This window comes from Microbulbifer sp. MLAF003, from assembly GCF_030012965.1.
Taxonomy (GTDB): Bacteria; Pseudomonadota; Gammaproteobacteria; order Pseudomonadales; family Cellvibrionaceae; genus Microbulbifer; species Microbulbifer variabilis.
Window position 1 is genome coordinate 1,481,050 of sequence record NZ_CP120232.1, and the last position, 23,935, is coordinate 1,504,984.

The window sequence follows — 23,935 nt, forward strand, 5'->3', positions numbered from 1 at the left end:
TCGTCGTTTTATGGAGGAAGTTCGATGGTAAAAACAACACTATCTGCATTGATTGCATTGACCCTGGCGGTGGCCGTGGCTGCCTGCGGCGGTGCCAAGGAGGAGCAGGCAATGGAAAATCAAGTTGAAAATACCCCGGGGCCTACCCAGCCGGAGGTAGCGCCAAGCGCTCCCGCGCCGAGGCCGGGGAGTTGGTTTGGGTCTATCGCAAAAGCGGTCGCAAGCAGTGTGAAGGTGGAGGTATGACACTACAACAGAGCCTGGCCAAATTACGAGAGAATGGCATTGCGGTACAGGAGTCCCGCTGTGGCGTGCGAACTGACAGGATGTACCCGGCAGTGTGTGGGGCCCCTACCGGAGATATATTGCTGCATCTCGTTGGTATGGATGCTTTAGATGCAGCGTTGGAGTTGGGTTTCGATCCCGCCGAGCAGGTGCAATACCAATTTGCGGCATGTCGCGATAACAGCGCCTAGAAATTGTTGAATAGTGCTTGCTGTGGTGTTTGGTGAGCCTTGGAATCCGTAGGTGCTATCGGTGAATATATCTCAGGCAGCCCGCAGCTCGGGCCTAAGTAGTAAAGCCTTACGTCACTACGAGGAAATTGGCCTGTTGGTTCCCAGTCGTGGGGCTAATGGCTACCGCCAGTACACTGCAAGTGATGTAGAAACCCTGCGCTTTATCCAGAGGGCCCGTGTCAGCGGTTTTTCGACTGGAGAGGTTCGGGCTTTGCTGGAGTTGCGCGAGAACCCCGACAGGCGCAGCCGGGAAACCAAGCTGCTGGTCAGTGAAAAACTATCCCACCTGGAAGAGCAACTCCGAGACCTGCTCGAAATGCGTACAACCCTGTTGGCATTTGAGAAAAGTTGTGCCGGCAACGACTCACCCGAGTGCGCAATCCTGGACCGGTTATCTGGTCAGCTTCCAGGCTAATCCAATGGGTATCTCATTAGCTGTCGACTGGCAGGACCCCCGCGCGCTGCGGTAGAATGCGCGCCGCTTTTTATTTTGTCCGGACACCGAAAGTTCATGGAAATCAATCCCCTCCTCAATCAATTAAAAGACCTCGAAGAGCGCACTGACGTTCTTAGGGGGTATCTTTGACTACGCCAGCAAGAAAGAACGCCTTACCGAAGTAGAGCTGGAGCTGGCCGAGCCGAGCGTTTGGGACGACCCCAACCGCGCACAGGAACTGGGGCGCGAGCGCTCCTCCCTGGAAACGGTGGTTAATACCATCGAAAACCTCGACTCCGGTATCGCCGATTGCCGCGAACTGCTGGAAATGGCAGTCGAGGAAAATGATGAGGACTCCGTAGGGGAGGTCTCCACTGAGATCGAAGGTCTCCAGCAGCAGCTGGGGATTCTGGAATTCCGCCGTATGTTCTCCGGCGAGAATGACGAGAACAATGCCTACCTGGATATCCAGGCCGGCTCCGGTGGTACCGAGGCCCAGGACTGGGCGGAAATGATCCTGCGTATGTACCTGCGCTGGGGTGAAGCCCACGGCTTCAAGACCACCCTGGAAGAGGTCTCTGCGGGGGAAGTGGCCGGTATCAAGAGTGCCACCGTGCACTTTGCCGGCGACCATGCCTTCGGCTGGTTGCGCACAGAAACCGGTGTACACCGCCTGGTGCGCAAATCGCCGTTTGATTCCGGCAATCGCCGTCACACTTCTTTCAGCTCGGTATTTGTGTCACCGGAAATCGATGACAATATCGAGATTGAAATCGACAAATCCCAGGTGCGTGAAGACACCTACCGCGCGTCAGGCGCCGGTGGTCAGCACGTCAACAAAACCGATTCTGCTGTGCGTTTGACCCACACAGAATCCGGGATCGTCGTGCAGTGCCAGAGCGAGCGCTCCCAGCACCAGAACCGCGATAAAGCCTGGAAAATGCTGCGCGCAAAAATGTACGAGCAGGAAATGCTCAAGCGCAACGCAGAGAAGCAGGCCATGGAAGACAGCAAGGCCGACATCGGTTGGGGCAGCCAGATCCGCTCCTACGTGTTGGACGACCAGCGTATCAAGGACCTGCGTACCAGTGTCCAGACCAGTAACTGCCAGGCAGTACTGGACGGAGACCTGGACCAATTTATCGAAGCCAGCCTCAAAGCCGGCCTCTGATTTAAAGACTCCACTCTCACCGCGCCCCTCGTCTCTCACTAATGGGACGAGGGGTAATATCACTCACAAAACTGATAGATCACCATGACTGATATCCAGCAAGACGAAAACAAACTGATCGCCGAGCGCCGCACCAAGCTTTCCGCTCTGCGCGAGAAGGGCAATGCTTTCCCCAATAGTTTTCGCCGCGAGAACCTCGCTGCCGACCTGCAAGCTGAGTTCGGCGATAAACAGAAAGAGGAGCTGGAAGAACTGGGTAAACGGGCGTGCGTAGCGGGGCGAATCCTGGCTAAACGCGGACCCTTTATGGTGATCCAGGATGTGTCTGACCGCATCCAGCTCTACGCCGATAAAGCGGCACAGAAAGATATTAAAGAGCGCTTCGGTGCCTGGGATATCGGCGATATCGTCGGCGTAAAAGGCACACTGCACAAATCCGGCAAGGGCGATCTCTACGTCAACTGTGAAGAGTACAGCCTGCTGACCAAAGCACTGCGCCCGCTGCCGGAAAAATTCCACGGCATCGCCGATCAGGAAATGCGTTATCGCCAGCGCTATGTGGACCTGATCGCCACGCCGGAAGCCCGCGAAGTGTTCCGCGTGCGCTCCAAAGTGATCGAGTACATCCGCGATTTCCTCAACGCCCAGCAGTTTATGGAAGTGGAAACGCCTATGCTGCAAGTTATTCCCGGCGGTGCCAGTGCGCGCCCGTTCGTTACTCACCACAATGCGCTGGATATCGATATGTACCTGCGTATTGCCCCGGAACTGTATCTGAAGCGTCTGGTCGTGGGTGGTTTTGAGCGGGTTTACGAGATCAACCGCAACTTCCGTAACGAGGGCCTGTCCACGCGCCACAACCCCGAATTCACCATGCTTGAGTTCTACCAGGCGTATGCGGACTACAACGACCTGATGGATCTCACTGAGAAGATGCTGCGCGGTATCTGTGAAGATGTTCTGGGCTCCACCACTGTGGAATACCAGGACAGCAGCTACGACTTCTCCAAGCCGTTCGCGCGTTTGTCTGTGTTCGATTCCATCCTGCACTACAACCCGGAACTGACTGCGGCCGATATCGACAATATTGAATCCGCCCGCGCCGTTGCCGAGAAGCTGCAAATCCCACTGAAAGACAGCTGGGGCCTGGGTAAGGTACAGATCGAGATCTTCGAGAAAACTGTAGAGCACCGTCTCGACCAGCCGACCTTTATCACTGAGTATCCAACCGAAGTGTCTCCGTTGGCTCGCCGTAATGATGACAACCCGTTTGTCACCGACCGCTTTGAATTCTTCGTTGGCGGCCGCGAGATTGCCAACGGTTTCTCCGAGTTGAATGACGCGGAAGATCAAGCCGAACGCTTCAAGGCCCAGGTTGCGGAGAAAGATGCCGGTGACGACGAAGCCATGCATTACGACGCCGATTATATCCGCGCGCTGGAATACGGTCTGCCGCCCACCGCTGGTGAGGGCATCGGTATCGACCGTCTGGTAATGCTGTTTACCAACTCTCCATCGATTCGCGACGTACTGCTGTTCCCGCATATGCGTCCTGAAACGAACGATTAAACGGCTCACCGCGCTACTAGCAGTGTGCTCTGCCGTCGCGTCAATATTTCGGCGCGACGGCCCTCTCCGGATATCCTCTTCTAAAGTCGGGCATTCCTGTACAGGAATTTCATTGGCCTTTTCCCGTTTGTCGCATCTGTGTAACTGATGTTACGGCCGCGATCTACTCTAAATAAATCCATCGACGAAATTGCAGAGCTGTAGAAAGTGAGCAATAAAAGAAGGAGAAAGTGTTGGCAACTAAGGCGGCGCAATGTATTTGTGGGCTGGGGAGTTTGTTTATCTGCTGTACTGCCCTGGCTCAGTCGAAGTTACAATACCCTCTATCACAGGAACTAAATGCTAGCTCGGTACCAATTGAGTTCCAAAACCTTCCTGTACCGTATACGCCTTCCCTTCCTAGAGTCTCGACTCAAAACGGCTGGCGCTTTGCCGTCACGCCATACTTATTCCTGCCCTTGCGTACCAAGGGTGAGTCTACAGTGGCTGGAACCACAGTGGATGTTGATCTCAACCTGAAGAGAACCCTGGAACTTCTAAATGTGGCTTTTTCTGCCCGGCTTGAGGCCTGGAAGGGACGCTTTGGCGTAGTTACCGATCTTTATTATGTACACCTGAATTTAAAAGAGGGGGCTAGTATACGCCCTCCCAGAAATCCACAGTTAGATATAGACATCAATATTGATGTAAATGTGGATGTACATCAGGGGTGGGTTGCTGCATTTGGTGCATTTCGTTTATTAGATGGGAGTTTTGCCACTGGTGAGCACCGTTATTTTTGGGATGTCGGTGCGGGTGTACGCTGGAACCGTCTCCGGCAGGAGGTGAAAGCCAGGGTAGGAATTGATATTGCCCCGATGCCTGAAGTGCGAAACCGGCTGGGAGGCCGCAAGAGCTGGTGGGAACCAGCTATAGGCACCAGAGTGGGGCTCAGGCTGAATGATTGTCTTACTCTGGGGGCGCGCACTGAAATCGGAGGTTTTGGTGCCAGCGGTGACGAATTGCAATGGAATCTACTGGTCGGACTTGACTGGCGTGCTTGGGAAGCAACATCCTTACGTTTGGGTTACCAGTATTACAGTATCGACTATTCCAGTAGACTTCCAGATGGAAAATTTGCCTATGATATTGACCAGCATGGGCCCTATATAGCCGCTACATGGCGTTGGTGATCCCTGATTATTAGGTTTGGATAATATATAAATACTGACTGGAGACTCCGTTTTCCTGGTACTCCTATGATGCTTGTTGGTGAAGTATATTCACTTCTATTCTGTTTGTGATTTAATCGCGAACCTGGCAATAATATTCTTTTTATAAAACGTTCCCCCTGGAATAGATCTTCGAATGAGATGCCTGAGTTTTTTGGGTGTATTTATATCTGGCTTGATAGATAAACAATAAAAAAATAAAAATTTAAAGGCGATTTTCTTATGGAGCCAGGGTTGATAATGGCTTTAAATTTTTGAGATTTTTAAAGGTTGAATTCTGGTGTTAATATGCGGATCTAACCTCGCTAAAAAGCCTATCAATAGATTAGGGCCCCGGTTTATCAGAAACATTACTGGGACGGTTGTTATAAAGTTTTTGGTTTTACTTCGTTGACAGCATTGCTGTGTGAAGATAAAAATCTGACCGTTAAATAATTAACCTGGAATAAGGTAATTGTGGTGACAGGACTGTTTCGCCAGCAAGTTGTAGAAAGGCAAGTGGATCGCTTGCACGGTGGGGTTTTACTCCTGCCGCGTTTTTCACATACCGCTATTCTCGCGCTGCTACTAATTTGGATAGCAGTTGTCTTTATCTGGTTAGCTATTAGCAGTTATGCTCGCAAGGAGAGCGTAACTGGCTGGTTGGAGCCAGCCTCTGGATTGGTGCGGGTTTATGCTGAGCGTTCGGGCATTATTAAACAGGTTCTGGTGCGCGAAGGTGATAGGGTGATTAAAGGCCAACCACTGCTAGTGGTAAATGGAGATCGGATATTAGCTGACGGAAAGAACCTCGAGGCCTTATTATTGACTGAATATGAGAGTCAACAAAAGCTAGTCAATGAGCAGCTTGAGCGCGGCGATAAGATTTATCGTCAACAACTCCATGATGTAGATGAGCGTATTAATGCTAGTAGGGAGGATCTGGCACTACTTGAAAAACAGATAGAATTGCAATCCCGACATTCTGCGTTAGTGGCTGAGCAGGTAGAACGTTACCGTGTTCTAAAGCTAGATGGTCATGTATCCTCTTCAGAACTGGATGCCACCATTGCCCAGGAGTTGGAGCTATATGTTGATCGACAGGAGCTTGAGCGGAGTCGGGTTAATTTACGCAATCAAATTCAGAGGCTTGAAAGAGATCGATTACTACTCCCCGAAGAATACGCTAATAGTAGTGATCAATTGCGAACAAGGCTCTCAGACCTAGCCCAGCAAATAGCTAAATTGCATGGTCAGCGAGCTTATATCGTTAAAGCATCCCGATCAGGAGTGGTTAGTAATTTGCAGGCGTTTGAGGGGCAACAGACGCAAACCCATATTCCAGTTTTATCACTGTTGCCGGAGGGGCATATACTAACGGCACAATTGCTGGTATCTGTACGCTCAGCGGGCTTTCTCAGTCCGGGCCAGCAAGTGAAAATTCGCTATGATGCCTTCCCTTACCAAAAATTTGGTCTCTATGCCGGCACTGTACTGGAAGTGTCAGACACTGTTCTTCTGCCTGATGAGTTACATCGTGTACCTGTAGCTGTGGATGAGCCGGTTTTTAAGGTCATTGTAGAGCTGGCTGATCCTTCGGTTAATGCCTACGGGCGACGCTTTCAACTCAAGCCAGGTATGACTTTATCTGCCGATGTGAATCTGTCGGAGAGAAGCTTATTAGAGTGGTTGCTGGAACCAATTTATAGTTTAAAGGGGCGGTTGTAATGGAAACCAGCGCATGGTCATCGGTAAATAATGGGCGAGCGGAAACCCATTTGAATTTCTCTGTACATCGCCAATTGCCGGTAATTTTGCAGACGGAGGCTGCGGAGTGTGGATTGGTATGTCTGGCGATGATTGCGGGATTTCATGGTTATGATACTGACCTTGTTAGTCTGCGCCACCGATTTCATATTTCCAATCATGGCATCAACCTCAAGACCCTGGTAGATATCGCTGATCGCTTACATTTAGCGGGCCGTGCACTGCGACTTGAAATGGAGGAGTTGGAAGAGTTGCAGTGTCCCTGTGTACTCCATTGGGATATGAATCACTTTGTGGTACTCAAGTCATTACAGCGCGGTACTGCCGTTATTCATGATCCAGCAATGGGGGAGCGGATATTGTCCCTTGAGGAGCTTGCCCAACACTTTACTGGTGTTGCTCTGGAACTTTTGCCGACAGATGAATTTCAACTGGGGGAGGACCGTCAACAGCTTAAGCTACGTCATTTCTGGTCGTCTATCAGTGGGCTAAAACGTAGTTTGGGCCAGATATTGATACTGTCATTGATACTGCAATTGTTTGTTGTAGTTTCCCCTTTCTATATGCAAACCGTGGTGGATGATGTCATCTTGCGGGGGGATGAAAGCCTGCTATTGGTATTAGCTATGGGTTTTGGCTTGTTACTGGCGATACAAGTTGGTACGAATGCGTTAAGGGAATGGGTCATTCTGCATGTTTCTAGTCGGCTAAATGTACAAATGGCAGCAAATCTTTTTCGCCACCTGATTCGTTTGCCGATGAATTATTTTTTTACCCGACATATGGGCGATATAGTCTCTCGCTTTGGTTCCCTGAACAAAGTACGTGAGTTGCTTACCACAGGATTGGTTGCTGCAGTTGTGGACGGAATAATGGCTCTCATTACACTCGTCGCTATGATATTTTATGATATGAAGCTAACGTTAATTGTGCTATTGGCGGTTGCGCTTTATATTATCTTACGAGTATTGCTGTATCGCCCGTTGCATCTCCTTACTGAAGAGGAAATTGTTGTGCAGGCAAAGCATGACTCACACTTTATGGAGTCGGTGCGAGCCATACAGACAATTAAATTATTTCAGCGTGAAAATGATCGTCAAAGTCAGTGGCAAAACTATTTGGTCGATGCCATTAATAAGGATATTCGCATCACCCGCTGGAATATTGGTTATAAAACAGCGAACCGTTTGTTGTTTGGTATAGAAAATCTTTTGGTGATTTATTTTGCTGCAATAGCTGTGATGGGTAATATTTTCACTATTGGTATGCTTTATGCCTATATGAGCTACAAGAACCGCTTTGTACAATCCATGGATGCATTAATCGCAAAGTGGATAGAGTTGAAAATGCTTGGTTTACATTTGGATCGATTGTCTGACATTGTCTTTACTAAGACTGAGTCAACGGGGGAAGTATGTAATCGTAGAGTGGAAATTGATCGGAGTGGACCTCTGCAAGGTAAAATTGAGGTGCGTAATCTTACTTTTCAATATGGTGAAGCGGAAACACCAGCCTTTCAAAATTTGAGCTTTACAATAGAACCCGGTGAAACTGTTGCCATTGTAGGCCCAAGCGGGTGCGGTAAAAGTACTCTTTTAAAGTGCATGATGGGTTTGCTGCAGCCGACAGCGGGGGAGATCCTGATCGATGGTCAGCCTTTAAAGCAAATACCTCACTATCGAAGTCAGATAGCTGGAGTTTTGCAGGATGATCAACTGCTTGCAGGTAGCATTAGTGACAATATCGCCTGCTTTGAACCCAAGATAGATATGCAGGAAGTAGTTCGTAGTGCGAAAAAGGCATGTATTCACGATGAGATAATGTATATGCCTATGCAATACAATACCTTGGTTGGTGATATGGGTACCAGCCTTAGTGGTGGGCAAAAGCAGAGAATTGTGCTGGCACGCGCGCTCTATCGTGTACCACGCATTTTGTTCATGGATGAAGCAACTAGTCACTTGGATATGGCTACAGAATCTTTGGTTAATGACCATATCAAAGGACTTGCCATAACCAGAGTACTGGTTGCTCATAGGCCGGAGACGGTCAGGTCTGCAGGGAGGCGGATTGTATTATCCAGTGCATTTTCTGGAGTTGCTTAGATAAACGGAAATACCCTTAATTTAAATATAGGACTTTACTTATGAAAGAGCTCACGGTCAATGAAATGCAGGAAGTTAATGGTGGCCTTATAAAAACTATTATTAAGATTATTGATAAAATAATAAATGACAATGGGGATGGCGATGCTGAAACAGCTTCCTATACCTCTGAATCAGGCTGAAACAGGAATAGGTAACTGTATAGTTAAATCTGCGCCCATATGGGCGTAGATCTTTAGCTGGCTTAGGTGGCAAGTGTTGTGCTCAATAAAAAGTGACTGTTTTAGTTAACGTATAGAAAGAGAGGTAAATGCGAAAACCTTCCAGTGCTTGTCTGACTGAATAATTTCAATATTTGCCCTTATTTCCCGCGTTTTTTTCTATCTGCCCCCAATTGTAACCCTCTGCAGTTGCTTGCCACTTGCTGGTGATTCTGAACGCCTTATTCCCATTGATAACTATATGTTTAGCATATTCTACTTCAAGATTATTGATTGAGCGCAACGAACCCGAATTTCCGCTAGAAGTCACTGGTTGAAAAATATGTGAAAGATTGGTAGTGGTGTTTTTGAAATTTTCGTCGCTAATAAGATTAGATAAGCGGGTGTTTAATGCTTCAGTTTGGGGTTCTTCATATGCAGCGGCCAGCCTCTTAAGAAGTGTTTCTACCATTTGTTCAAGTTCTTTTTTGTTGACCGTCCCAGGCAGGGGGATGCGTAGCTCTCCTGGGAGGGTATAGTAAATAGCTCCTGCACAAATAAGTACAATACTGTAAAATAGAATAGGGTGCTTGTTTTTCGCCTCTACTCTTCTAGTGCGAAGAGTCAGGATGAAGAAAATAAAAATGCAAAACCCGAAGAGCACTGCCATTGGGATTACGGCGCTGGGGTTCTCAATGAGTACTGGACCGCTATTGGGAGCACGGTAGTCGTATAAGTAGTTGCGCCATTGTATATCTGGAAAATCAGGCGCAACATGGGTGGGAAAGGGGCCTGCAGGGTCTTGAATCAGTGTTGGTACCGAGTTTATAGCATCGGTAAAAATAGTCCAGTCGATACTGACACTCTGAGGCAGCTCTTTAATTTTGAATCTTTCCCTGTAGCCGATAAGTAGGGAGCCGATTTCTATTGATTCATCTTCAGTTATTTTCGTATAGCCTGCCTCATTGGCTTTGAGGAATATTATTTCAGTGCTGATTGGTTCGGATATCTCACGGTCGATAGTAGTTGGATTTTTGCCCCGTAGGTATTTCAAGGTTGTGCGGCGAAGAAGTTCACGTTTTTTGGTGGTTAATGGTTGCCAGGCATTGAAATTTTGATCAGTCCACCGTAGTAAATCTTTGGGGCGCAATAGTATTTCGTGTCGAATTTGGCGTGGCTCTACATAGAGGAAAGATTGCAATGGATAGCGGTTTTGGCGGTTGAGGCTGTGGTTGGAAAATTTGGTATTCCAGGGATCTTTCCAGTCAATATTGAGAGATTCTGTCCGAGATAAGTATTGGAAATTACTGACTGGAGTTTTACCGTGTTGACTGGTAAATCCGATAGTAACTGTTGCCTCTCCATCATTTCCTAGCGGGGGTTGGATATCCAGATGACTTACCCCCTTGATAGGATATTCTATATTTGCCAGTAAAATAATTTCATCATCTGGGAGCTTGGGCGCTCTAAGACCAGTGCGTGGATCAAGCTTGCCAGCGAAGGGGAGTTTCTTGGTTTTCTTTCGGCGATGCGAATTTCGGAATTTGTCGGTTTGATTTCCCTTTTTTCGGTAAAAATTTTAACAGCAAATTTTTTGTGCTTTTTGACGGCTATAGCCAGTTCATAGATACTTTCTGTGGGAAGGATTTCAGGCCAGAACTTTTCGGCATCTTCCGCTGATATTTCAAATCTGATTTGCAGTTTATCTCCAGTAACTTCAATTTCAGCGATATTTGGAGCAGTCTCGGCACCGGCGTAACCTATGAAGTTGGCATAGGTGATAGATGGTGTCAAAATGATCAAAAAAATACTGACTAGAGTTCCTATTTTTTTGATAAGTCCTGCTTCTATTGTTTTGATTTGAATCATTTTTAGTAAGAAACTAGTGGGTTGGCTTCATATTAATTAGAACTGGCTAGTTGAGAGGCCTTATTTGTTGTTCAAGGCTCCGTTAGTCTTGACATAGACGTAGTAATTAAATTTTCGAGTGCCGATCCTATCAGTATAGATTGAACATTCCTCTGACTTGTCCTTAATCAGTGCATGTATTCGTAATTTTACTTATCGAGTTGATTCACACTGTTTTTTTGACGGATACTTCCTTCCCCAGTTATACGCCGAAGCTGTCGATGAATATGTTGGCAGATATGATGTTCAGGTTAGTTAATTAGCACTAAATGATTGGGCAGCTCGTCTTTTACTGCACTTCTAGGTGCGGCCTCTCTCAATAACTCGCCACATTGCGCTATACATGAAAGTAAGGCTTCCCCAGCCTTGCCCCGTTTGATCTCCTGTATAAAGCTTTCAATAATCACCTGCCAATTGTCATTGGTAATATGCTGGGCGAGGCCGCGGTCTGCCAAAATCTCTACATAGTGCTCTGCCTCGCATACAAAAATCAAAAGTCCAAGCCGACCTTTGGTACTGTGTAATTCCTGTTCGAGAAACTGGCGACGGGCGAGGTTGGATGCTCGCCAAAATTTTATCTTTTTGGGGACCAGTCGCATTGTGATGGGGCGCCAGCGGAAAAAATTGCTAGGGCAATAAATAGTATCCATTGCAGTATAAAAGCCTGTTGGAAGCTAATCCACCAAGGCAGGTATTGGAACAGCGGGGAAAGTAAAAGTGCGAGAAATGCAGCCCACAACGTGGAAATGTATAAGTAGTTGTCCGCTTCTTTTGCTACAACAGCCATTACTTCGGCATCAGTATGGGTTTCCACCTCTTTGATCGCTTCGGCTACTTGGCGTTGATAACTGTTGCTGAGCATTACCATCCTCCCGACGCGCCTCCTCCGCCAAAGCCGCCACCACCTCCGCTAAACCCGCCCCCCGGTCTGCCACCGCTGGAGTAACCGCCTCCAAAACCACCCGTTCCATAGTAGCCGCCGAAGCGGCCTCGCTTATAGCTACGCCTGTGTACGGGTGAACTGAGCATTGAAGTGCCAAACAGGTGCAGCATTACTAAAATCAGGAATATTCCTGCCAAAAAGGCGATGCGTCGGTCTTTTTTATTTTCTATGGGTTCGGCTACATACTCATTTTTTGTGGCTGCGATGATAGACTGCACGCCAGTTTCTATACCTTCCGAAAAAGCTCCACGGCGAAATTTCGGCAGTACTTTGGTATGGATAATATTGGCAGCCAATGCGTCTGTCAGTGCGCTCTCCAGACCGTAGCCGACTTCAATGCGAACCTTGCGCTTGTTAGGTGCGATTAAAAACAAAATGCCATTGTTTTTATCCTTATGACCCAGCTTCCATTCTCGTGCCAGCTGGTTGGCGTACTCCTCTATAGTGAGCCCTTGTAGATCTGGCAAAATTGCGACTACGAGTTGATTGCTGCTTTCAGATTCGTATTGCTGGATCTGCTCAGTCAGTCGGTATCGTTCTTCTGATGATAAAAGCTCTTCCTTGTCTATTACGCGCCCCGTCAGTATGGGAAACTGTACATCTGCCCACAGCGACATAGTCATCCATGAGGTGATTAGGGCTAAGGCAAGCAGTGCGGGGCGAATCATAAATTTGACACCTGCCTATTGGAAATTCACCTCTGGAGCCTTCTCCGCCCCCTCAGTGGTAGCTTGGTAAGTCTCACGCAGAGGCATATTGCGGTAAAGAATTACGTGCCAAATCTTACCGGGAAAAGTGCGGATTTCCCGGTTGTAGCGCTGCACAGCCTGGATATAATCCCGCCGCGCCACGCTGATTCTGTTTTCAGTTCCTTCCAGCTGGGATTGAAGACTGAGGAAGTTCTGGTTGGCCTTAAGGTCGGGGTAGCGTTCTACCACGAGCATTAGGCGGGCCAGGGCGCTGGAGAGTTGGGATTGGGCAGCTTCGAATTGTTGCAGCTTGGCTGGATCATTGAGTAGGTTGCCATCTAGCTGCATAGAATTTACCTTGGCGCGAGCCTCGGTAACCGCTTGCAGTGTCTCACGCTCATGGCCCGCATAGGCTTGTACTGTTTTTACCAAATTGGGTACCAAGTCTGCCCGGCGCTGGTATTGGTTCTCTACTTGGGCCCAGGCGGCTTTTACCTGCTCGTCATAGGTAGGGATGTTGTTGATGCCGCAGCCACTGAGCAAGGCCACCAGCAGGCAGAGTAGGATGCAGTGCCAAGAGGGTAGACTGTTGCCAGCGGCAGAGCTCATGCGGGGTATCCTTATTCTCCTGTAAACCAACCAAGAATAGTCCGCCTTAGTCTCTGTGCTGGGGGCGGCACAGAGATGGAGCCGAAATGGCACTAAAAGCAACAATTTTTAAGGCCAAAGTACAAATCGCCGATATGGATCGGGATTATTATGCGGAGCATCAGTTAATTTTGGCCCGTCACCCATCGGAAACCGATGAGCGTATGATGGTGCGCTTGCTGGCATTTGCCCACAACGCTGCGGATTCCCTTGAGTTCACTAGAGGTCTCTCTTCAGATGAGGAGGCGGACCTGTGGCAGAAAAGCCTCAATGGTGAGATAGATCTATGGGTGGAAGTAGGTCTTCCTACTGAGGAGCGTGTGCGTAAAGCCAGCAATCGGGCTGAGCAAGTTTTAGTTTACAGTTACGGGCGGCGTACTGCGCCAGTGTGGTGGCAAAAGCTGGAGAGCCAGCTTGCACGTTTTGATAACCTCAGGGTTTATCATTTGGTTGCAGACGCTACTGAACAGCTGACGGCGATGGCCGAGCGAAATATGGAGTTCAGCATTTCCATTCAGGATGGTCATATATGGCTAGCCGATGGTACTAACAACGCGGAGATTACTCCGGAAATCTGGAAATAGGAGCAGAAAAATTAATGCCTTCATTTGATATTGTATCTGAAGTGGATAAGCATCAGCTGACAAACGCGGTGGATCAGGTGAATCGCACAGTCACCAACCGTTTTGATTTTAAAGGCGTGGATGCTGAAGTGGAGATGAGTGAATTCTCTCTGGTGGTTCGTGCTGAGGTGGATATGCAGGTTGACCAGATGGTGGATATGTTACGTGGTGCGTTGATCAAATGTGATATTGACCCCTTGGCGATGGATGTAGGAGAAAAAGAACAGTCTGGGAAGCAGGTTAAAGTAGGTGTGACCTTAAAGAACGGGCTTGACAAAGATCTGTCAAAAAAAATCGTTAAACTGATCAAAGATGAAAAGCTTAAGGTGCAGGCGGCTATTCAGGGTGAGCAAGTACGAGTTACTGGTAAGAAGCGCGATGATCTGCAGCAGGTAATTGCCTTGCTGCGTAGTAAGGAGTTGGAACAACCGCTACAGTTCAATAACTTCCGCGATTAACTGGGTTTGTAGTTTTTATGCGTTTTTTCTTCAGTTTTATATTTATGTTGCTTTCACCACTGGTGGTAGTGGCAGAAGTTAGCTCTGCCAAGTTAAAGGCCAGCTATTGGGTGAATAATAGCGCGGGCCTGGATATTTCCGGCTTAAGTTTTTGTGCCGGCAGGCTACTTGCAGTTTCCGATAAAAATTCTGGAGAAATTTATACACTAAAGTTGCGCGACGGGGATGCCGATCTGGTATCCCATCTTCAACTAGATGGCTTAGGTGTGCCTGAGCATGATGAGCCTGTGAGTTTCTGGGAGGCATTTAAGGAACTCTTTCGCCCAGCTGATGAGCTGGACTTCGAAGGAGTTAGCTGTGATGGAAGCACCATTTATCTTGTCAGTGAGCACTATAACCGTATTGCTGTGGTGAGCGACCAGGGAAAAGCAAGCTGGCAAGAGTACCTATGGTCACCCGCCGCGAAATCTCAAGGCTACTTGCAAAAAGCCAATGCTTCCAGTGAGGGGCTGGTAAAGGCCGGTGACGTCTTCTGGGTAGCTATGGAGCGCGAACCGCGGGGCTTGCTGAAGTTGAACTCGAGCGGTGGTGCCAGTGTGTTTTCTTTACCATCGGTAGCTGGCCTCGACTTTAGAGGGCGCTCGGAAGACCTGACTGGCTTGGATTATTACGACGGGGCTTTGTTTACCCTGGAACGTAATGCGCATGCGGTATGTCGCAGGGCTCTGCCAAGCCTGAAGGCGGAATGGTGCCTGGATTACCATGCCCTTGAAGTGTCCCCAGAACGTGTCTACGAAGAGACTCGCTATGGCAAGGGGGAGGGATTGGCTGTCAATCAGCAAGGTATTTTTGTAGTGCTTGATAACAATAATGTAGGCCGCGCTCTGGCTCCCGATGATAAACGTGCACTACTACTTCACTTAGCTTTCCCCAGAGATAATCAATAGTTATTCAATTTATATGGAATGAGTTCAGTTCATCTCTGAGGTTATTAGGAGCTGCCTAGCCAATATGGCGCATAATTTGCGTTATATCTGATTTTTTAATCCCGAGGTTGGCAATCTCCAAACAATGGCCTTCTACAAAAGAGCAAATTATCGACAAATTGCTGATAAGTGTTGGGGCTACTATGATGAGCAACAGCCGACTTTGCATATCGTATCTTAGAAGCCGATGTGAGTATGTCGCAAGTTTCCTGGTAACGCTTAGATCCTGATTCTACTGTAGGAGTATTTTTTGATTAATGAGAGGACAGCTTAGCGTTAAAAACTTTATCGATAATGATGTAGTTCTAAAGCTTTATTGTTTCCATAGTAAATGGAATTTACCGTGAAAAATTGTTTTTTATCTGGTGCTGTTGGGATATTACTCTCACTGACAGGGCAGGCAACTGAAATTATTCCCGCAAAAAAAATTACGCACTACTGGGTTGATGGTAGTGCTGGATTGAGCCTTTCTGGCTTGAGTTTCTGTGGTGATAGCTTGGTTACAGTTTCAGATAAATACTCAAAAGAAATTTATCGAATTAAGATTGAGGATGGAAGTGCAAAATTGGAAACTTTCTTAGAGATTTCAGGGTTGAAAGTTCCAAAGAAAGATAAACCAAAAAATTTTTGGCATTTTTTTCTTGAGCTTACCCGTCCGGTTTCCGCGATGGACTTTGAGGCAATTAGTTGCACTAATAAATCCATTTATTTACTGAGCGAACGTTACAATCGTATTGCTGAGGTAAATATGCGGGGCAAGGGGCACTGGCTGGAAAATATGTGGTCCTCAATGGCAAAAGCTCAGGGTTATATGCAAGGGTACAACCTTTCTGGTGTTGGGTTGGCAAAGGTAAAGGATTATTTTTGGGTGGCTATGGAGCGTGATCCTCGTGGTTTGGTAAAGCTTGGTCCTGATGGGAGTGTCCAGATATTTACACCGCCACCAGTAAAAGATTTGGATTTCCGTGGGGAGTCTGAAAATTTGGCCGGTTTAGATTACTACGATGGAGCTTTGTTTACTCTTGAGCCAAATGCTTATGCGGTGTGTCGAAGGGCTCTGCCAAGCCTAAAAGCAGAATGGTGTTTGGACTATCGAGAAATAGAGGAATCCTCTGAGCTTAAGTATGAGGCTTCTCGCACGGGGGGTAAGGGAGATGGTCTAGCTATCGGAGAAGAGGGCATTTTTATCGTGTTCGATAATGATAATATTAGTCGTAGTACTGATCCACAAGACCGACGCGCCCTCTTTTTACAGCTGGGTTTCCCGGAAGTTGTTGATTAGATTGAATGGAGACATATGAATTGGCTATAAAGCTAAGCGGTAATTTGGGCCCGTTATGATTAAGAGCTTTCTTTATGTAATTGCCGGCGTATTACTCTCAGTTACGGGAGTAGGAGCTGAAGTTATTCCCGCAAAAAAGATAAACCACTATTGGTTGGATGGTAGTGTGGGAGAAGGTATATCTGGTCTGAGTTTTTGTTATGGGGAGCTGCTCACAATTTCTGATAAAAATTCAAAGGAAATTTTCACCCTAAAACGAGAAGGCAGACACGCAAAATTAGCTTCTTATTTGCAGCTTTCAGGGCTAATTGTTCCCCAAAAAGATAAGCCTAGAAATTTTTGGCATTTTATCTTGGACCTATCCAGGCCAGTGGGCGCACTGGATTTTGAGGGAATTACATGCTCCGATAAATATATCTATATAGTAAGTGAGCGTTACAATCGTATTCTTGAAGTGGACCGGCAGGGGAACGCTCACTGGTTGGATGCTATGTGGACCACCGAGGCCAGAGCTCGAGGTTACATGCAGGGCTTCAACCTTGCTAGCGAGGGCTTAGTGAAAATTGGTGATGACTTTTGGGTAGCTATGGAGAGTGAGCCTCGCGGTTTGGTAAAGCTTAGCCCCAATGGCGATGTTCAGCTTTTTACTCCACCATCGGTTGCCGGATTGAACTTTCGTGGAGAGCCTGAAGATCTGGGAGCGCTTGATTATTATGATGGCGGGTTATTTACTCTGGAGCGAAATGCTTATGCCGTATGCCGAAGAGTTCTACCAAGCCTCAAAGCTGAATGGTGCTTGGACTACCGAGAAATTGAAAAATCTTCTGAGTTACAATATGAGGGACATCGCACTGGAGGCAAGGGAGATGGATTGGCTGTAGGGAAAGAAGGTATATTTATAGTGTTTGATAACGATAACATCAGCCGCAGTGCAAATCCTCAGGATCGCCGCGCGCTCTTGTTACATTTGGCCTTTCCTGAGGGTGTCCAGTAAAGCCAGATTTGGGGAGTGTATCTGCTACTTGTGGTTGGTTTTTTGTAGATACCCTGAAGGTTTAACCAGTCAAGATTTATGTGGTAAGGCCTTGAATATCTTAGAGTGTAATCCTTACCCTCTTTTCCAGAGATCCCTACTTACCCAGCAAGCGAGGTTATGGCTGATTTGCCATGCTTGGTGAGTTGCTTGGAGATCTATTCCAGCGACGATAGTCATAAGGTCGCTGTCTAAAACTAAAGTATATTTGTGATGTTTAACAGCCTTAATATCAGTTGGACTAGAGCTTCCAGAGTTCGTTTGGGACTGATGTTGTGTCTGGTTTTCCTGAGGGTTGAGAATTAGTGGCAAAGAAGAAATTATCCACATTGCTGGAAGAAATACGAGCTTGTCGCTTGTGTGAGGAGCATCTGCCACTGGGGCCCAATCCTGTTCTGCGTGCAGCAGAGTCGGCACGTTTGCTGATAGTTGGCCAGGCGCCGGGTACCAAAGTCCATGCTTCCAGCATCCCTTGGAATGACCCATCCGGCGACCGCCTTCGAGATTGGTTATCGATAGATAGGCAGGTGTTCTACGACGAATCCGAGATTGCCATCATTCCTATGGGTTTTTGCTACCCTGGTCGTGGCAAGGGAGGAGATTTACCTCCGCGCCCTGAATGCGCCACTACCTGGCATCAGCGCCTGCTGGAGCAGCTGCCAAACTTGCAACTTACTCTATTGGTGGGACAATACGCCCAGCGCCACTACCTGCCGCATTGGTATGGCAGTATTACTGAGAATGTGCGCCATTATCGCGATGCCTTGCCGGCCCGCTATTTCCCTTTACCGCACCCCAGTCCACGCAATACCTTATGGTTGCGTCGCAGACCTTGGTTTGAGGAAGAAGTGGTGCCGGAGCTGCGAAGACAAGTTAAGAAAATATTCAAGGTTTAATAATGCCGGTTCCGGACAATATCAAAATTCATCCTTCCTGGTACAGTGTGTTGAGTGAGGAGTTCAAGCAGCCTTATATGGCCCATTTACGTCAGTTCCTGAGGGGAGAGAAAGAGGCCGGTAAGCGGATTTACCCTCCTGGTGGGCAGATTTTCAATGCTTTTAACTCCACCCCCTTTAATCAGGTGAAAGTAGTGATTCTTGGTCAGGATCCCTATCACGGACCTGGCCAGGCTCATGGCTTGTGTTTTTCTGTAATGCCGGGTGTCCGTATCCCGCCCTCTCTACAGAATATCTATAAAGAGTTGCATTCGGATCTGGGTATTGCTCCTGCCCATCACGGTTGCCTCCAGCCCTGGGCGGAGCAGGGTGTACTGCTGCTCAACGCTACCCTTACCGTAGAAGATAGTAAGGCCGGTGCTCACCAGGGCCGTGGTTGGGAGCAGTTTACTGATGCCGCCATTCATAAATTGGCGGAACAGCGAGAAGGTTTGGTATTTGTGCTGTGGGGTAGTTACGCGCAGAAGAAGGGAGGCTTTATTGATCGCAACAAGCATTTGGTGTTGCGCGCTCCACATCCATCTCCCCTATCGGCTCATCGCGGCTTCTTTGGCACCCGACCTTTTTCTCAAGTCAATCATTGGTTGCAACAGCGTGGTGAAAAGCCGATTGAATGGGCATTGCCAGAGGCTAATCGGTTGCAGAGGGTTGCTGTAGAGATTTAAGTGTCTGCTAATTTATATTGATTATGTTAGTTGGGGATCTTGTTTAGGGTTATTGGTTTATAGTTGGTTAGCCTTAATTTTTCATAAAATAAGCACTTTGGGGTGGTCGCTTGAATATAAGGGCTGCTCCTTTCTTTTGGTGCTTAAACTCTCAATTTAAGGTTTATTTACCGCTCTTTATCCTATAAAGATTATTTTTGCGTCTTAGCAGTTAAGCCTTAAAGCTATGTGGAGAGAGTGGTTTATGAATTCTTGCTGAATTTATATTGTTTAGTGTTTTGGGGGCCGTCGCGCATTTAATTAGATTGATATTTTTTGTCTGTATTGTTCAATAATATGTGTCAATTCTGTTTGCGCCTTTTTGGGGTTGGATTGCCGTCTGATTGATCGTGGTGACTGTTTGGTAGGGGGTATTTGTCTATAGCATTCTTATCCATTGAGAAGAAAAAAGTGTTCTTGGCTTTATACTGGATTTTTAGTCTTAATATCATAAATTCTTGTGGCCAAATTACTTTGAGTGGTGGGTGCAGTGGAATATCTGTTCTTGGATACTGTTCTAGATTGGTTGTCTGCTCCATTTGTTGAGGCGGCCTTTACCACATTGTTTATTGGTACGGCAGCGTTTTGTAAAAAGAAGTTTGATGCGAAGTCTTACCGGGCCCTTTGGGATAGATTTTTGGGCGACTCTAAGGCTGATATCCATGTTGTTCTTCCGTTAATCAAGCAAAAAACTCTATATTCAGATATTACGAAGACGCAAAGTCTTATCCCGGATAATGTATTATTTATGCCTTATGACGAATCTCTCGCAATACAGCTTTTGAAAGATAGGATTAAGAAAGTATATCCTAAAAGGAAGGTGGTTTTTCACGATTCACATAATTTTGTCCATGATCAAAAAACATTTATATGTATAGGTGGTCCAGCTATCAATGTTGTAAGCCGTGATTTGTTGCTGACCAGGAAGATTGACTCAAAATTTAAAGTGGATTTTTTGGGACGCTTTGCGAATGATGAGACTGATGGGCGGGTATATATGTCAAACACTTTAGATGGTTCTATCACTGAGGATTATGGTTTTATTTTCATAACGGAGAACCCCTACCAGCGGGATAGCTGTGTGTGTTTAGTTTTTGGGATATGGTCTCATGGAACTTACTCTGCGATCCAGGCATTGTGTGGTAAGGGTACCCATCTACCTGAGCTTGCAAATAAGTTAAAGATAAATAAGTCACTTTTTGCTATTACAAAGTCCACTGTAAGGGGGATGGTAACGGGCTTTCCATCTGTAGAAAAGGTAAGGAAGATAGAGAGTGCGATTTCATCAAACCCTAATTAGATTTGCTGTTGTGGATATGTTTTTATTAAAAAAATAAATAGAACCTGCTAATTATGTGTTGGAGTGGTCTGTCGGATCAAGTTGAAGGGTAGGTTGTCTTTGGGTATTTTATTTTTAATGGCTGGTTCTTGGGTGCAGAGTGGGTGATATTCAGGGCGTGAAAAGATTATTGTGTAGTTACGAGTTTTGTGAAAAATTTATTTTCAGTTTTTTTGAATAATTAAATAAGCGTGTAGTTCTGGATGTTGATCGTATTCGAGGTGTCTGCACGTACAGTCTAAGCTGAGGGTTAATTTAAGAAACCCAACTATGCCCAGCGTTGAGTAATACATTTCTGGGCCCATGGTATTGTTTCTGTGCTCGCTGGGTTCATCTGTGCCGCCGAAGGAGAAAATTAACACTCCACCCCTGTTGAGTCTTTTGACTAGCCTTGTTAAGACATCCTTTTGTTTTTCAAGAGGAATATGCCAGATACTATCCCAGGCAGTAATAAAATCGTATTGCTCCTGACTTTCCCATAGACATATATCCTGATGATGGAAGGTGATATCCGGGTGGCGCTTTTTTGCTAAAGTGATCATTTTAGCAGAAATATCAATTCCTTCTGGCGCAAAGCCTTCAGTTTGAAGTAGCTCTATAAACCTCCCTGTACAGCCGCAACCAACATCAAGTGCCATACCTCTGTTCTTTACAAAAGCCAAGGCTCGTTTATGTTGTTCAATTCCGTTTGCTGCATTAAACACTTTACGCTCCCATAAATGGGTTATTTCATCGTAGGCTTTTCCGGTTTCTTGAGGATTCATATTTTTAAATTCTCAGGTGGGTAGTCTGAAGCTTGTTTGAATATTCTTTGATTTGACTTGATTGAAATTATTGTTTTTATGTGCTGAGTTATTCTGAACGTTTTAAGAACGAATTGTATTCCCCTCTTTCAACCCTTCCAAATATTAACAATATTTCCATTGTTATCCAGCTCTATATTTACACGTTCAGGGCGAAAATCTTCAGTCAGAGCTTCACCAGTTTTATAGATGCGTGAATATTTTCCGATGATGCTAGATATAGGGAGTTTCTTTATTTCATGGTTTTTTATTTTCGCTTGGTAAGGTGAGAGATTACCGATTTCATTAGTTAGTCTAAATGTCGATGAGCCATCAAGTCCCAGTTTTTTTCTGTCAAAAGATAAGTTGACACCTTCTAGGGATAGCGCTTCACAGTGGTCAGGTTTAATGCGTGTGACTGTGACTTGATAGGGCGGCAGCCCTGTGGTCCCTTTATTAACGTCAATATTGAAATCTTCTTTCTTGGTGCACCCTCCAGATGCGACGTGTAAATCAAGTGTTTCGGGGCGTACAGTTATCCCCAATAGCACTTCTTCAGCTGATTCGGAAAGTGCTGTAGAAGATGTAAATAGGACTGCAATTAAAATTGCAACAGAAAAGGGTTTCATATTTTATCACCTTGTGATGTTTGTAGGGTTTCGTTATAGACATGAATTTAAAGGGTCGTAGAAGGATTGGTTGATCTTGTGTGAAATTTCTTGGTGGGAGGAGAGGGGCTGATTAGATTCATTGAAAAGGGCGGCCATAAACCGCCCTCGGAGTATTTACTTCGGCTTTAGCTAGGCTAGAGGATCGGCATCTGCATCATAGGGGAGCTCCTGAATTTCCAGGATGCGGCCGTCCTCCAAATGAAGCTTTTCACCGGATGCGACTTTGGCAATAGTAAGGACAGCGAGTAGCTCTATGCCGTCTTTACTGTGACAGGCCTCTACCAGGTTGCCAATGCTTTGCTTGCCATCCCCGAAAACTTCCAGGCCGCTGATGGGGAGATCGCCTCCTGTACTTTTTGCGCGATATAAGCGGCGTTTTGCGGCGCCGCGAAATTGCATACGTGCAACCACTTCCTGGCCGGTGTAACAGCCTTTCTTAAAGCTGACGCCGCCAAGTAAGTGTAAATTAGTCATCTGAGGGATGAACATTTCTGAGGTGGCGGCATCAACTTGGGGAATGCCGGCCTCTATCTGTCCCTTTTGCCAAAGGTCATAGCCAGTCGCTTCACACTCTGGGGAGAGGTTTTGCCAGAGCTGCTGTGCTTTGGTGACTGGCACCAGTAGCGCAAGCTGGGTTTCATTAACCGCCTGGGCGATGCAGCGCTCGCCATCGAAATCAAAAGTGACTACTTCACCGGGGGAGGGAGGGGCGAAGCCAAGTAGCTGTGCTGTTTGCTGTGCGACGTTTTGACCTTGCAAGCCGAGCCAATGGCTGTCATCGCTGATATCTGTCAATTCTGCTTTAAAAAACACTGCGTACTTACTTAGGGCCTGTTGGGCAATCGGAGCGAGGTTGCGAGGAAGACGCAGAATAAATTCGCCCTGGGACAGCTTGAGGGCACTGAAAGCGCTGATCATACGGCCTTTAGGATTGCAGTGGGCGCCTAGGGTGCTGTGCTTGTCTGGTAGATTTACCAGATCGCAGGTGAGCTGGCCCTGTAAGAATTTCTGGCTGTCCGGGCCTTTGATCGAAACAGCGCCTTGGGGGCCAAGATCGATAAGGTGCAGTGCCTGCGGGTCATCCGTGCTGGTTAGAGGGAAGTGAGCTTTGCCGCCTTCCCAAATGGCGCCTTCGCTGCTGAGAAAATCCTGCCACTGTTGCTGGTCCATAGTGCTGCCACCTCCGGTTGTCTTGGTGGCAATATCTGGGGATTGGAGCGCCCATTTTCAAGTTTGGCCAGGCTGCAGGTATACTGCATCCTTTAACTTGGTTGGAAAAGAAGTATGGATCGCAACCGCCTGTTTTGGGCCAGTCGCCGCGGAATGTTGGAGCTGGATCTGGTGCTGCTGCCATTTTTGGAAAATGTATATGAGACCCTGGAACCTGCAGATCAGCAGCGTTATATTCGGTTGTTGGACGAGCAGGATCAGGACCTGTTTGCCTGGTTCCTCCGCCGTGAAGACCCGGCCGACCCAGATCTCCAGCGAATAGTACAAATTATCCGTGACAATACCGGTTTGCGCGAGTAAAGGTTCCCCTCTCTATTTTGAGCGCAGCGCCCGCCTGAGTTGTGTCGTTGCGCCATCCTCTATCTTATTTTTTCTTCTTTCAATGGCTGTGCTTCAAGCTGCAATTCTATTGTGGCTCTGCGGGCTGCCCTCCTGGTTATTCTGGATACTGCTGACTGTTATCTTGGCATTTGCCTATTGGGAGGTACGCAGTTTGGCGCAGATGGTGGGTATATTATCTACTCGAGAGCGTCGCTGGTTTTGGCGGGTGGTTGGTGACGATGAGCGCCAGTTCTATTTCCGTGGTGAGCTGGTCTTATGGGGCTGGTTAGTGGTTATTAATGGGAGAGACTTACAGGGCAGGTCGTTGCGTTTGGTGTTGGCACGGGATGCAATAAGCCCTAACGACTGGCGCAGGCTGCAGGCGGCTCTGCGGTTCTCCCGTTAG

At 47.0% G+C, this 23,935-nt stretch carries 28 protein-coding genes; 19 read left to right on the top strand and 9 right to left on the bottom strand.

Annotated features, from left to right (window positions below; genetic code table 11):
- The first annotated feature begins 24 nt into the window (after positions 1–24).
- The 9 genes from P3339_RS07170 to P3339_RS07210 all read left to right on the top strand — a co-directional run bounded on the left by P3339_RS07170 (position 25) and on the right by P3339_RS07210 (position 8,938).
- The gene (locus P3339_RS07170) at positions 25–246 is read left to right on the top strand and encodes a hypothetical protein (RefSeq protein WP_282952857.1); all 222 of its coding nucleotides are present in this window, start codon (positions 25–27) and stop codon (positions 244–246) included.
- Positions 243–476 (top strand): hypothetical protein, encoded by a 234-nt coding sequence (locus P3339_RS07175; RefSeq protein ID WP_282952858.1) that lies wholly within the window; start codon positions 243–245, stop codon positions 474–476. Before P3339_RS07170 ends, P3339_RS07175 begins: the two co-directional genes overlap by 4 nt.
- A 61-nt stretch (positions 477–537) precedes the next feature.
- Positions 538–933, top strand: coding sequence for a MerR family transcriptional regulator (locus tag P3339_RS07180; protein ID WP_026305094.1), 396 nt, complete (start codon positions 538–540; stop codon positions 931–933).
- Between the two features lie 96 nt (positions 934–1,029).
- Positions 1,030–2,125 (top strand): peptide chain release factor 2 gene (gene prfB / locus P3339_RS07185; protein WP_157533496.1). Its coding sequence is split into 2 segments (ribosomal slippage): positions 1,030–1,101 and positions 1,103–2,125, totalling 1,095 coding nucleotides; the frame shifts between segments, so codons are not numbered across the junction.
- Positions 2,126–2,209: 84 nt separating this feature from the next.
- Positions 2,210–3,694 carry a lysine--tRNA ligase gene (gene lysS / locus P3339_RS07190; RefSeq protein ID WP_282952859.1) on the top strand — a complete coding sequence of 495 codons (1,485 nt, stop codon included), beginning with the start codon at positions 2,210–2,212 and terminating at the stop codon, positions 3,692–3,694.
- A gap of 233 nt (positions 3,695–3,927) precedes the next feature.
- Complete coding sequence (locus P3339_RS07195) at positions 3,928–4,866, top strand: hypothetical protein (protein WP_282952860.1); 939 nt, start codon at positions 3,928–3,930, stop codon at positions 4,864–4,866.
- Between the two features lie 498 nt (positions 4,867–5,364).
- Entirely contained in the window at positions 5,365–6,612 is a 1,248-nt protein-coding gene (locus P3339_RS07200) for an HlyD family secretion protein (RefSeq protein ID WP_282952861.1), read from the top strand.
- Positions 6,612–8,756: a peptidase domain-containing ABC transporter gene (locus tag P3339_RS07205; RefSeq protein ID WP_282952862.1), complete on the top strand. Its 2,145-nt coding sequence runs from the start codon at positions 6,612–6,614 to the stop codon at positions 8,754–8,756. Before P3339_RS07200 ends, P3339_RS07205 begins: the two co-directional genes overlap by 1 nt.
- Positions 8,757–8,797: 41 nt before the next feature.
- On the top strand, positions 8,798–8,938 hold the full coding sequence (locus P3339_RS07210) for a class IIb bacteriocin, lactobin A/cerein 7B family (protein WP_020413489.1): 141 nt from the start codon (positions 8,798–8,800) through the stop codon (positions 8,936–8,938).
- Between the two features lie 166 nt (positions 8,939–9,104).
- On the opposite strand, the gene P3339_RS07215 is transcribed toward P3339_RS07210, so the two are convergent.
- From P3339_RS07215 to P3339_RS07240, 6 genes are all read right to left on the bottom strand, one after another.
- Positions 9,105–10,106, bottom strand: a complete 1,002-nt coding sequence (locus P3339_RS07215) for a hypothetical protein (protein ID WP_282952863.1) — start codon at positions 10,104–10,106, stop codon at positions 9,105–9,107.
- Positions 10,107–10,375: 269 nt separating this feature from the next.
- The gene (locus tag P3339_RS07220; RefSeq protein WP_282952864.1) at positions 10,376–10,825 is read right to left on the bottom strand and encodes a hypothetical protein; all 450 of its coding nucleotides are present in this window, start codon (positions 10,823–10,825) and stop codon (positions 10,376–10,378) included.
- Between the two features lie 290 nt (positions 10,826–11,115).
- The gene (locus P3339_RS07225) at positions 11,116–11,463 is read right to left on the bottom strand and encodes a TPM domain-containing protein (RefSeq protein WP_282952865.1); all 348 of its coding nucleotides are present in this window, start codon (positions 11,461–11,463) and stop codon (positions 11,116–11,118) included.
- A complete protein-coding gene (locus P3339_RS07230) occupies positions 11,439–11,726 on the bottom strand; it encodes a hypothetical protein (RefSeq protein ID WP_282952866.1) in 288 nt (95 codons plus the stop codon). Before P3339_RS07230 ends, P3339_RS07225 begins: the two co-directional genes overlap by 25 nt.
- Positions 11,726–12,475 carry a TPM domain-containing protein gene (locus tag P3339_RS07235; protein WP_282952867.1) on the bottom strand — a complete coding sequence of 250 codons (750 nt, stop codon included), beginning with the start codon at positions 12,473–12,475 and terminating at the stop codon, positions 11,726–11,728. The genes P3339_RS07230 and P3339_RS07235 overlap by 1 nt, the downstream gene beginning before the upstream one ends.
- Positions 12,476–12,490: 15 nt before the next feature.
- Complete coding sequence (locus tag P3339_RS07240; protein WP_282952868.1) at positions 12,491–13,105, bottom strand: LemA family protein; 615 nt, start codon at positions 13,103–13,105, stop codon at positions 12,491–12,493.
- A gap of 86 nt (positions 13,106–13,191) precedes the next feature.
- Between P3339_RS07240 and P3339_RS07245 the strand changes: the two genes are divergently transcribed.
- From P3339_RS07245 to P3339_RS07280, 8 genes are all read left to right on the top strand, one after another.
- Positions 13,192–13,728 (top strand): YaeQ family protein, encoded by a 537-nt coding sequence (locus P3339_RS07245; RefSeq protein ID WP_282952869.1) that lies wholly within the window; start codon positions 13,192–13,194, stop codon positions 13,726–13,728.
- Positions 13,729–13,742: 14 nt separating this feature from the next.
- A complete protein-coding gene (locus tag P3339_RS07250) occupies positions 13,743–14,225 on the top strand; it encodes a YajQ family cyclic di-GMP-binding protein (RefSeq protein ID WP_020413483.1) in 483 nt (160 codons plus the stop codon).
- A gap of 17 nt (positions 14,226–14,242) precedes the next feature.
- Positions 14,243–15,172: an esterase-like activity of phytase family protein gene (locus P3339_RS07255; RefSeq protein WP_282952870.1), complete on the top strand. Its 930-nt coding sequence runs from the start codon at positions 14,243–14,245 to the stop codon at positions 15,170–15,172.
- Between the two features lie 382 nt (positions 15,173–15,554).
- On the top strand, positions 15,555–16,493 hold the full coding sequence (locus tag P3339_RS07260; protein ID WP_282952871.1) for a hypothetical protein: 939 nt from the start codon (positions 15,555–15,557) through the stop codon (positions 16,491–16,493).
- Positions 16,494–16,548: 55 nt separating this feature from the next.
- Positions 16,549–17,487: an esterase-like activity of phytase family protein gene (locus tag P3339_RS07265; protein ID WP_282952872.1), complete on the top strand. Its 939-nt coding sequence runs from the start codon at positions 16,549–16,551 to the stop codon at positions 17,485–17,487.
- A 344-nt stretch (positions 17,488–17,831) separates the two neighbouring features.
- On the top strand, positions 17,832–18,422 hold the full coding sequence (locus P3339_RS07270; protein WP_040628784.1) for a uracil-DNA glycosylase family protein: 591 nt from the start codon (positions 17,832–17,834) through the stop codon (positions 18,420–18,422).
- 2 nt (positions 18,423–18,424) lie between these two features.
- Positions 18,425–19,147, top strand: coding sequence for a uracil-DNA glycosylase (ung, locus tag P3339_RS07275; RefSeq protein WP_282952873.1), 723 nt, complete (start codon positions 18,425–18,427; stop codon positions 19,145–19,147).
- 529 nt (positions 19,148–19,676) lie between these two features.
- Complete coding sequence (locus P3339_RS07280; RefSeq protein ID WP_020413477.1) at positions 19,677–20,486, top strand: hypothetical protein; 810 nt, start codon at positions 19,677–19,679, stop codon at positions 20,484–20,486.
- Between the two features lie 203 nt (positions 20,487–20,689).
- Here the strand turns inward: P3339_RS07280 and P3339_RS07285 are convergent, their stop codons facing one another.
- The 3 genes from P3339_RS07285 to ygfZ all read right to left on the bottom strand — a co-directional run bounded on the left by P3339_RS07285 (position 20,690) and on the right by ygfZ (position 23,148).
- Positions 20,690–21,289, bottom strand: coding sequence for a class I SAM-dependent DNA methyltransferase (locus P3339_RS07285; protein ID WP_282952874.1), 600 nt, complete (start codon positions 21,287–21,289; stop codon positions 20,690–20,692).
- Positions 21,290–21,417: 128 nt separating this feature from the next.
- Positions 21,418–21,936: an I78 family peptidase inhibitor gene (locus P3339_RS07290; protein WP_282952875.1), complete on the bottom strand. Its 519-nt coding sequence runs from the start codon at positions 21,934–21,936 to the stop codon at positions 21,418–21,420.
- A 171-nt stretch (positions 21,937–22,107) separates the two neighbouring features.
- The gene (gene ygfZ, locus P3339_RS07295; RefSeq protein WP_282952876.1) at positions 22,108–23,148 is read right to left on the bottom strand and encodes a CAF17-like 4Fe-4S cluster assembly/insertion protein YgfZ; all 1,041 of its coding nucleotides are present in this window, start codon (positions 23,146–23,148) and stop codon (positions 22,108–22,110) included.
- A gap of 114 nt (positions 23,149–23,262) precedes the next feature.
- On the opposite strand from ygfZ, the gene P3339_RS07300 reads away from it, so the two are divergent.
- Complete coding sequence (locus P3339_RS07300; RefSeq protein ID WP_282952877.1) at positions 23,263–23,508, top strand: FAD assembly factor SdhE; 246 nt, start codon at positions 23,263–23,265, stop codon at positions 23,506–23,508.
- Positions 23,483–23,935: a protein YgfX gene (locus tag P3339_RS07305; RefSeq protein WP_282952878.1), complete on the top strand. Its 453-nt coding sequence runs from the start codon at positions 23,483–23,485 to the stop codon at positions 23,933–23,935. Before P3339_RS07300 ends, P3339_RS07305 begins: the two co-directional genes overlap by 26 nt.